The organism is Micromonospora sp. KC723, from assembly GCF_004348595.1.
Lineage (GTDB): Bacteria > Actinomycetota > Actinomycetes > Mycobacteriales > Micromonosporaceae > Micromonospora.
Window position 1 is genome coordinate 1 of the sequence record NZ_SMKD01000203.1, and the last position, 7404, is coordinate 7404.

The window sequence follows — 7404 nt, forward strand, 5'->3', positions numbered from 1 at the left end:
GGGATTGCGATGGGTGAGCTGCGCGGGTACGGCGAGCGGGAGCAGACCCGTACGGATCATCTGCGCGAGGTGGCCGGCTATGCCGGCTGGCGGTCGATGGACACCGCTGAGTGGAAGGATCTCGACGCGTTCCTGTTCGCCCGGGCGATGGGGCACGACTCGCCGAAGTTGCTGTTCCGGCTGGCCTGCGAGTACCTGCTGTCGTCGCGGGTGATCCGGCCGGGGGTGATCCTGCTGCTGCGGCGGGTGGCCGCGGCCCGGGCCCGTGGCGCGGACGGAGACGTGGTCGCGGGTGCGGCATCTGCTCACTGACCGGCGGTGCGCCGAGCTGGACCTGCTGCTGGTCCCGGACGCTTATCTCGGCCGGACGCCGCTGGCCTGGCTGGGCGTGCGGCCGACCTCGTCGAGCCCGGCCGCGGTGAGAGCGGAGCTGGAGAAGCTGGCCTACCTGCGGCGCCTGGACGCGCGGGACGCCGAACGAGAGGCGGAACGAATCCGCAGCCTGCTCCGACAGCACGGCGGCCACGAGTACGACCCCAGCCGCGAAGAGGAACACGCTGTTGCCGACGATCCGTTCGACGAGTGGGTACAGAGGCCGCCAGACATCTTCCACCTCACCCAAGCGTGACGATGCCTCCCGCGAGGTCGTTGCGCTAAGCCATGTCGAGCTGCCCCCGGAAGCACCCGCAATGAACGAAAGGCGTACGGCAGGCTTCTTCAGCACCAGGTCCAGCGTGACTGCCGCGGCCGATCGACAAGGTCTGGCGATGGTCACCAAGTACGAGCAGTCCTGGTACTTCGGCAGCCACTTCGTCACCGAACTCCGCCGTGGAGCAGCGTTTCGCTACCAGTTCCCGAGACGGTCACGTCACCTACATAACCGGCCCGGCCGGCCTGCGCTCTACGGTTCGATGAGTGCGGTGGAGCGCAGGAAGCGCACGACGGCAGCGGTTTCCGTGTCGACTTCGGTCTGGATCTGAGGTGGCCAGGGCTGGAACGGCTCCACCTGGATCGTGCGTCCGCCGGAGCGGCGCGTCCAGGTGGCGACGGCCAGGCCGTCGGCGACCACGGTAGCTCGGATGGTTCCGCCTCCGGGCCAGACCCGGGCTTGGTGGGCCGCGGGGACGGAGCCCTCGCGGGTTCGGGAGCCGGTCAGGTAATTGTCGTAGGCCGGGAGCAGACGTACGTCGGGCGTGCGGGGCGTGTCCAGGGGCTGGTGGCCGTGTCGGGCGAGCGCGGTCAATCCGGCGTCCGTGGTGATCGTGCCGGATTGCGCGAGTTTCTTCCATGCGCTGCGTGCCCAGGTGATGGGTAGCCCTGACCAGGCTGCGAAGTCTTCGACGCCCGCGGGCGCGAAGGCGATCAGGTAGCGGCGGGCAAGCTCGGCGAGGGCGGCGTCCTGCTCGAGGTGGCTTCCGGTGCTGGGCAGCCAGTCGTCGAGCAGGACGTAGGTGGCGTCTGCGGCGCGCTGCGGGCCGTGGCAGATGATGCCGGCGAGTGCCGCGTGGCGGATCAAGTGGAAGGGCGCCTGTCCGTCAGGGGAAATGCCGAGGGCGGTGAGGTGTTCGGTCAGCTCGGCTCGGGTCAGCGGCCCGTGCGTGCCCAGTACGCGTCGGATCAGGTGGTCGGCGCGCTGGCGTAGGTCGTCGTCCAGGCCGAGCTGCTGGTAGCGGCGGCTCGTCGCCGCGAGGAAGTGCGGGCCGAGCAGGCGCAGCGCCCAGCGGGCGTCCTCGCCGGGGATGGTGTGCAGGGTGCCGCGCATGAACCAGTTGCGGACGATGCTTCTCTCGTCCTCGTACGCGGTGCGAATGGCGCTGGCCGTGATGTCGCGGCCACGCGCGCGGATGCCGAGGTCGGCTGCCGTGGCGTCCTGCGCTTGGATGGCGAAGACCCGCCGCACGACCGCCGCGGCGGAGTCCTCCCGGACGCCGTCGGCCAGTGCTTGCGCGCGGGCGCGCATCCGGCGGACGCGCTCCTGGTGAAGCATCGGATGCATCTGCTGCTCTGCGCCGTCAGGAGACGGCCGAGCCGAGAACGTGGGCGAGTTCGGCTGGGGCCGACAACATAGGCCAATGCCCCGTCGACAGGTCGAAACGCCGCCACGGCGGCTGGTTGAGGAACGCCAACATCGGCACCCCGGCGTCCAGCAGGTTCTTGAAGTCGTTGCAAGCGACCAGGACGCGGTCGACGTCTGGGCTGGGTTCGGCCGGGCCGGCGAGCCGCTGCTCGAAGGTGCCGAACGGCTGGGAGGTGGCACCTGCGCGCAGAAGCCCCCGCTTGTTCTCGTCGAGTCCGTAGAGGCTGCTGGACAAGCCCAGGACGTCAAAGGGCGGCATCGGCAGCCGCCACCCGTCGCCGAACTCTGCTACCTGCTGGCGCAGCTGGTCGACAGCCTCGGGTGGCATGAGGTCAAGCATGCACATGCCAGCGGCGAACGGGGCGCTGTCCACGTAGACCACACGCTCCAGCCGATCGCCAAGGCGCCCGGTGGCCCCGGTGACGGGAGCAGCTGCGTAGCTGTGGGCGACCAAAGTGACTTCGCGCAGATCGCGTCGCTCGACGAAGTCAGTGATGTCCGCAATGTGGGTTTCCAGGTCCGTCTCCGGGGTGCCCCGGTCGGCGTACTCGCCGAGACCGGTCAGCGTCAGCGGCAGCGCCGTATGCCCGCGCTCACGCAGAGCCTGCGCGGTGTCTTCCCAGGCCCACGCGCCGAGCCAGGCGCCGGGAACGAGTACGAAGGTAGCCATGTGATCTCCCTGAAGTGAGGTGCCGCCGCGAGCGTAGGATCAATACAGGACAAGTTCCGCCCTGAAATGGTCGAGTGATCCATGTCGCATCCCCTCACCCGCGTATTGACCCTGCTGGAACTCCTCCAGTCGCACACGCGGCTTCCCGGCTCCGAGCTGGCCGATCGGCTCGGCACCGACGTCCGCACCGTGCGCCGGTACGCCGCGCACCTGCGCGAACTTGGCATCCCGGTAGAGGCCGAACGAGGACGCCACGGCGGCTACCGCCTGGCCCGCGGCTACCGGATGCCACCCTTGGTGCTCACCAACGACGAGGCCCTCGCCGTCGTCGTGGGCCTGCTTGCCGCTGAGCGGCTGGGCATGAGCATGACCACCCCCGCGAATGCGGGCGCACTGGCCAAGATCGAACGCGTCCTACCGCACAGCCTGCGGGAGCCGCTGGCCGCCATGCGAGAGACCTTGTCCTTCACGACGAACGCGGTGACCGCACAGGCACCCGAGACGAGTGTGCTGCTGGCCCTGGCCCAGGCGTCGCGCGCCCGCACCACCGTCGGCATCAGCTACCTGTCCTGGCGCCAGGACCAGACCGAACGTGACCTCGATCCCTACGGCGTCGTCTTCCATCGCGGCCGCTGGTACGCCGTCGGCCGCGACCACCGGCACGACAGCCTACGGACCTTCCGCATCGACCGCATCGCATCAGTCACGACCCGCACGCAGACCTTCACCGCCCCCGACGACTTCGACCCCGTCACCCACCTGACCTCGGCACTGGCTCAAGTGCCCTACCGCTGGGACGTCGAGGTTCTCATCCACGGCCCGCTGGACGACATCGCCCGCCGACTGCCCCGCTCCGCCGTGACACTCACCGCAGACACCGCCGGTGTCTTGATGCACGCAAGGGCAGAGCGCCTGGACGGAATGGCCCACCTGCTCGCCTCCCTGGAATGGCCCTTCACCATCCACCGACCCGACGAACTACGGCAGGCCCTGAAGAACCTGGCCGACCTGCTCACAGCAGCCGCAGAGCGAGCACCGGGACAACCGTCGTAGCGGGATGCCGCGACCAGCTCACGCCCGAGCCCTGGCTCGATCAGCTTCTTCGACAAGGCCAGCGGCAGGAACGCCGACCGGCCCGAGCTGTTTAAGGTGTTCGAGTACATCCGGCCCGGCGACCGCTCACCGTCGTCTCCCTCGACCGGCTCGGCCGCTCCCTGGAAGACCTGGTCACGATCGTCGGTCGGCTCAAACGGCTCAACGTCGGCTTCCTGTCCCTGCACGAGAAGCTCGACACCACCACCCCCGGCGGGATGTTCGTCTTCCACGTCTTCGCCGCCCTGGCCGAGTTCAGCCGCACGATCATCGTGGCCAACACCAACGAGGGCCTGGCGGCCGCCCGCGCCGCCGGCCAGCGCCTCGGCCGGCCGCCGGCGATGACCCCGGAGAAAGTCGCATACGCGCTGCATCTGCTCGGCGAGCCGGACCGCACGGTGACCTCGATCGCGAAACTGCTCGGCGTCTCCCGCAGCACCCTCCACACCGCGCTGCCCGAACTGCAGGCCGCCAAGCGCGGCTGCGGCGGGCTGGACGACGTCCTCGCCCAGCTACCGCCGGACTCCCTACCCGGGCCGCCGACGGTTGACCAGTACGACGCCCTGCTCGGCCGGACCGGACGGTGACGGCGCTGACCTCGAATCCCACCTACCGGGATCACCAGAGAAACGGCAAAGCGACTCTCGGCAGGCCGCCATCGTGAGGCAGCACCCCAGGTACCGGCCTAGATCAACTGCTTAGCGTTGTTTTTGGTCTGGAAACTACGGACGGGCCGGTTGTGGGCGCACCTGTCCCCCGGCGTGGAGGGGGTGTTGGCTCGCTGGTTCCGGGTCGAGGGGGGTGACCTTCACCTGCGGATGGTGTTGACCGGCGCGACGCGGCTGGTTTCGGGGTGGTGCGGCGGGTGAGGTGCCCGGCACCGCCGACGTGCCGCAGTTGCGCGAGTCGTACGCCGTGGCGTATCCGGGCACCTGGTTCGACGCACGGATGCTCGACACTGGTCAGTATGTGGGGATCCGCCGGGCTGGGCGGCTGGTCGCCGTGGCGGGGGTGCACGTCTGGTCGCCCACGTACCGTGTCGCGGCGTCGGGTGACGTCACCACCCACCCGGCGCTGCGGGGGCAGGGGCTGGCGGGGTCGGTGGTGGCGGCACTGTGCGCGCGGATGCGACCGCCTGTGGATCGGGTCGTGCTGAATGTGCAGGCTGGCAACCAGTCGGTGGTGCGGCTGGATGAGCGGTGGGGTTTCACCCCGGGCGGCCGAGTTCGTCGAGTGTCGGCTGGTCCGCCGGGAGGTGGGCCGAGGTGTGGGCGGGTCAGCGGCGGCTGGTCGGTGAGTCGAACCGGCCGGCGCGGATCTCCCGCAGTGCCCTGCGTCGGGTGTCGCCGCGGAGGGTGTCGACGTAGAGGCGGCCGTGCAGGTGGTCGGTCTCGTGTTGCAGGGCGCGGGCGAGGAAGCCGGTGCCGGAGATGGTGAGGGGTTCGCCGTGCCGGTCGACGCCGCGTACGGTGGCGTGCGTCGCCCGGGGGGTCGGGAAGTACAGGCCGGGGATGGACAGGCAGCCTTCGTCGTCGTCCTGTGTTTCCTCGGACAGTTCGATGCTGGGGTTGATCATGTGTCCGCGGTGGCCGTCGGCGTCGTAGACGAAGACCTGGGCGTCGACGCCGATCTGCGGGGCGGCGACACCGGCGCGTCCGGGTGCGCCGAGCAGGGTGTCCATGAGGTCGTCGACCAGGTGTTGCAGTTCGCGGTCGAAGTTGGTCACCGGGGTGCAGGCGGTGCGCAGGACGGGGTCACCGATGATCCGGATCGGGCGTACGGTCATGGGTGGAAGCCTATCCGTGTGGTGGCGTCGGTGGTGGTGTCCCGGCGCGCGCGGCGATCAGGACGGCCACGCCGTCGAGGATGCGTGCCAGACCGAACTCGAAGGCCCGGTCGGGGTTCGAGGGGCCCTGGTACTCCTGGCCGGCGGTGGTGCCGACGCGCGCGGCGGTGGGGAACCGTCGGGGGTCCATCACCTTCTCCAGGTAGGGGGTGTGCGCCCGCCACCACTGTTCGTCGGTCATGCCGGTGCGGTGGGCGGCCTGGGCCGATTCCACCGCGCCGCGTACCGCGCCGTGGACGTAGCCGTCGACGAGGGTGACCACGCCGTCCATTTCCAGGTCGGTCAGGCCGACGCCGTCGACGGCACGCAGTTCGTACTCGTACTTGGCGGTGACGTTGGGGCCGAGCGGGGGGCGGGTGGTGGCGACCTGGAGCAGCCATGGGTGACGCAGGTAGAGTGCCCGGTTCTCGCGGGCGATCAGCTCGAGGCGGGCGCGCCAGCCGCCGGGGGCTTCCGGCGGGCGGGCGGTTTCGCCGTAGACGGTGTCGAGCATGAGGTCGAGTAGTTCTCCCTTGCCGGGCACGTGGGTGTAGAGCGACATGGTGCCCACCTGTAGGCGCTCGGCGACCCGGCGCATCGACAGCGCGGCGAGGCCGTCGGTGTCGGCGATCTCGATGGCAGTGCGCACGATCCGGTCCACGCTGAGCTCGCCGCCCTTGCGGCTGGGTTTCTCGCGGGTGCGCCACAGTAGGGCGAGGCTGCGGGCGGGGTCGCCGGTGCCGCTGTACTCGACGTTCATGACCGTCACCCTACCGTCCCTCGTACCGTATGGTGTACGGTACGGTGCGCGACAACCGGGGAGGGGCGCGCCCGCGCGAGGCGACGGACCGGTCATCGAGCCCCCGCGGCTGACCTGCGGGGGGCAGCCCCCCGCAGGTCAGCCGGCGGCGAGCAGGGCACGCATCGGGGCGGCCTTGGCGGCTGCCTCGGCCACCTCGGCGGTCGGTTCGCTGTCCCAGGTGATGCCGCCGCCGGCCCAGACGTGCAGTCGTGAGGTGTCGGCGGCGGCGGTGCGGATGGTCAGACCCAGGTCTATGCGGCCGGGCGCCACCCAGCCGAGGCCGCCCATGCTGGCGCCCCGGCCGACGGGTTCCAGGGCGGCGATCTGGTCGAGGGCGGCGAGTTTCGGCGCGCCGGTGACCGATCCGCCGGGGCACAGCGCGCGCAGCAGGTCGGCCAGGCCCAGGCCGTCGGCGAGCGCCCCGGACACGGTCGACTCGGCCTGCCACAGGTCGCACCAGCGGCGGACGGCGAACAGCTCGTCGACCCGGACCGAGCCGGTGTGGGCCACCCGGGCCAGGTCGTTGCGTTCCAGGTCGACGATCATGATGTGCTCGGCGCGTTCCTTGGCCGAGGCGAGCAGGTCACGGCGGCCGGCGGCGGTGGCCGGGCGGGTGCCCTTGATCGGTCGGGTGATCACCCGACCGTGGGCGACCTCGACCAGGGTCTCCGGGGAGGCGCAGCCGATGGCCCAGCCGTCGCCGCGCAGGGTGCCGCCGTAGCGGGCGCCGGGCAGCGCGGCGAGGCGGGCCAGCACCGGTCCCGGGTCACCCCGGTATGTGGCGGCGGAGTGGCCGACGACGTTGACCTGGTAGACGTCGCCGCGGCCGATGGCGGCGCGGGCCTTCTCCACGGCGTCGGCGTGCTGTCGGGCGGTCCAACTCTCCTGCCAGGGCCCGAGCCGCCAGCGGCCGGGGGCGCCACGAGGGCGGGCGGGGC

At 70.8% G+C, this 7404-nt stretch carries 7 protein-coding genes and 2 pseudogenes; 4 read left to right on the top strand and 5 right to left on the bottom strand.

Going from position 1 to position 7404, the window contains the following annotated elements:
• Positions 1-505 (top strand): annotated as a pseudogene (locus E1165_RS26995) (DUF4158 domain-containing protein); the annotation flags it as partial.
• A gap of 396 nt (positions 506-901) precedes the next feature.
• On the opposite strand, the gene E1165_RS27000 reads toward E1165_RS26995, so the two are convergent.
• Both E1165_RS27000 and E1165_RS27005 read right to left on the bottom strand, forming a co-directional pair.
• Positions 902-1987, bottom strand: coding sequence for a winged helix DNA-binding domain-containing protein (locus E1165_RS27000; RefSeq protein ID WP_243705008.1), 1086 nt, complete (start codon positions 1985-1987; stop codon positions 902-904).
• Between the two features lie 25 nt (positions 1988-2012).
• The gene (locus E1165_RS27005; protein WP_132181052.1) at positions 2013-2747 is read right to left on the bottom strand and encodes an alpha/beta fold hydrolase; all 735 of its coding nucleotides are present in this window, start codon (positions 2745-2747) and stop codon (positions 2013-2015) included.
• A gap of 81 nt (positions 2748-2828) precedes the next feature.
• Here E1165_RS27005 and E1165_RS27010 point away from each other — a divergent pair, with 81 nt between their 5' ends.
• The 3 genes and pseudogenes from E1165_RS27010 to E1165_RS30235 all read left to right on the top strand — a co-directional run.
• Positions 2829-3800 (top strand): YafY family protein, encoded by a 972-nt coding sequence (locus E1165_RS27010; RefSeq protein ID WP_132394538.1) that lies wholly within the window; start codon positions 2829-2831, stop codon positions 3798-3800.
• A gap of 179 nt (positions 3801-3979) precedes the next feature.
• Entirely contained in the window at positions 3980-4426 is a 447-nt protein-coding gene (locus E1165_RS27015; protein ID WP_243705009.1) for a recombinase family protein, read from the top strand.
• Positions 4427-4787: 361 nt separating this feature from the next.
• A pseudogene (locus E1165_RS30235) lies at positions 4788-4991 on the top strand (GNAT family N-acetyltransferase); the annotation flags it as partial.
• A gap of 124 nt (positions 4992-5115) precedes the next feature.
• On the opposite strand, the gene def reads toward E1165_RS30235, so the two are convergent.
• The 3 genes from def to E1165_RS27035 all read right to left on the bottom strand — a co-directional run.
• On the bottom strand, positions 5116-5625 hold the full coding sequence (gene def, locus E1165_RS27025; protein WP_132394539.1) for a peptide deformylase: 510 nt from the start codon (positions 5623-5625) through the stop codon (positions 5116-5118).
• Between the two features lie 10 nt (positions 5626-5635).
• Positions 5636-6424: a TetR/AcrR family transcriptional regulator gene (locus E1165_RS27030; RefSeq protein WP_132394540.1), complete on the bottom strand. Its 789-nt coding sequence runs from the start codon at positions 6422-6424 to the stop codon at positions 5636-5638.
• Positions 6425-6562: 138 nt separating this feature from the next.
• Positions 6563-7404 (bottom strand): chorismate-binding protein (locus E1165_RS27035; protein WP_132394541.1); only part of this gene is annotated, 842 nt, incomplete at its 5' end.

Excerpts from the sequence above, each read along its gene's own strand:
- E1165_RS27000 (WP_243705008.1), bottom strand. The coding sequence starts at position 1,987 with ATGCTTCACCAGGAGCGCGTCCGCCGGATGCGCGCCCGCGCGCAAGCA.
- E1165_RS27005 (WP_132181052.1), bottom strand. The coding sequence starts at position 2,747 with ATGGCTACCTTCGTACTCGTTCCCGGCGCCTGGCTCGGCGCGTGGGCC.
- E1165_RS27010 (WP_132394538.1), top strand. The coding sequence starts at position 2,829 with ATGTCGCATCCCCTCACCCGCGTATTGACCCTGCTGGAACTCCTCCAG.
- def (WP_132394539.1), bottom strand. The coding sequence starts at position 5,625 with ATGACCGTACGCCCGATCCGGATCATCGGTGACCCCGTCCTGCGCACC.
- E1165_RS27030 (WP_132394540.1), bottom strand. The coding sequence starts at position 6,424 with ATGAACGTCGAGTACAGCGGCACCGGCGACCCCGCCCGCAGCCTCGCC.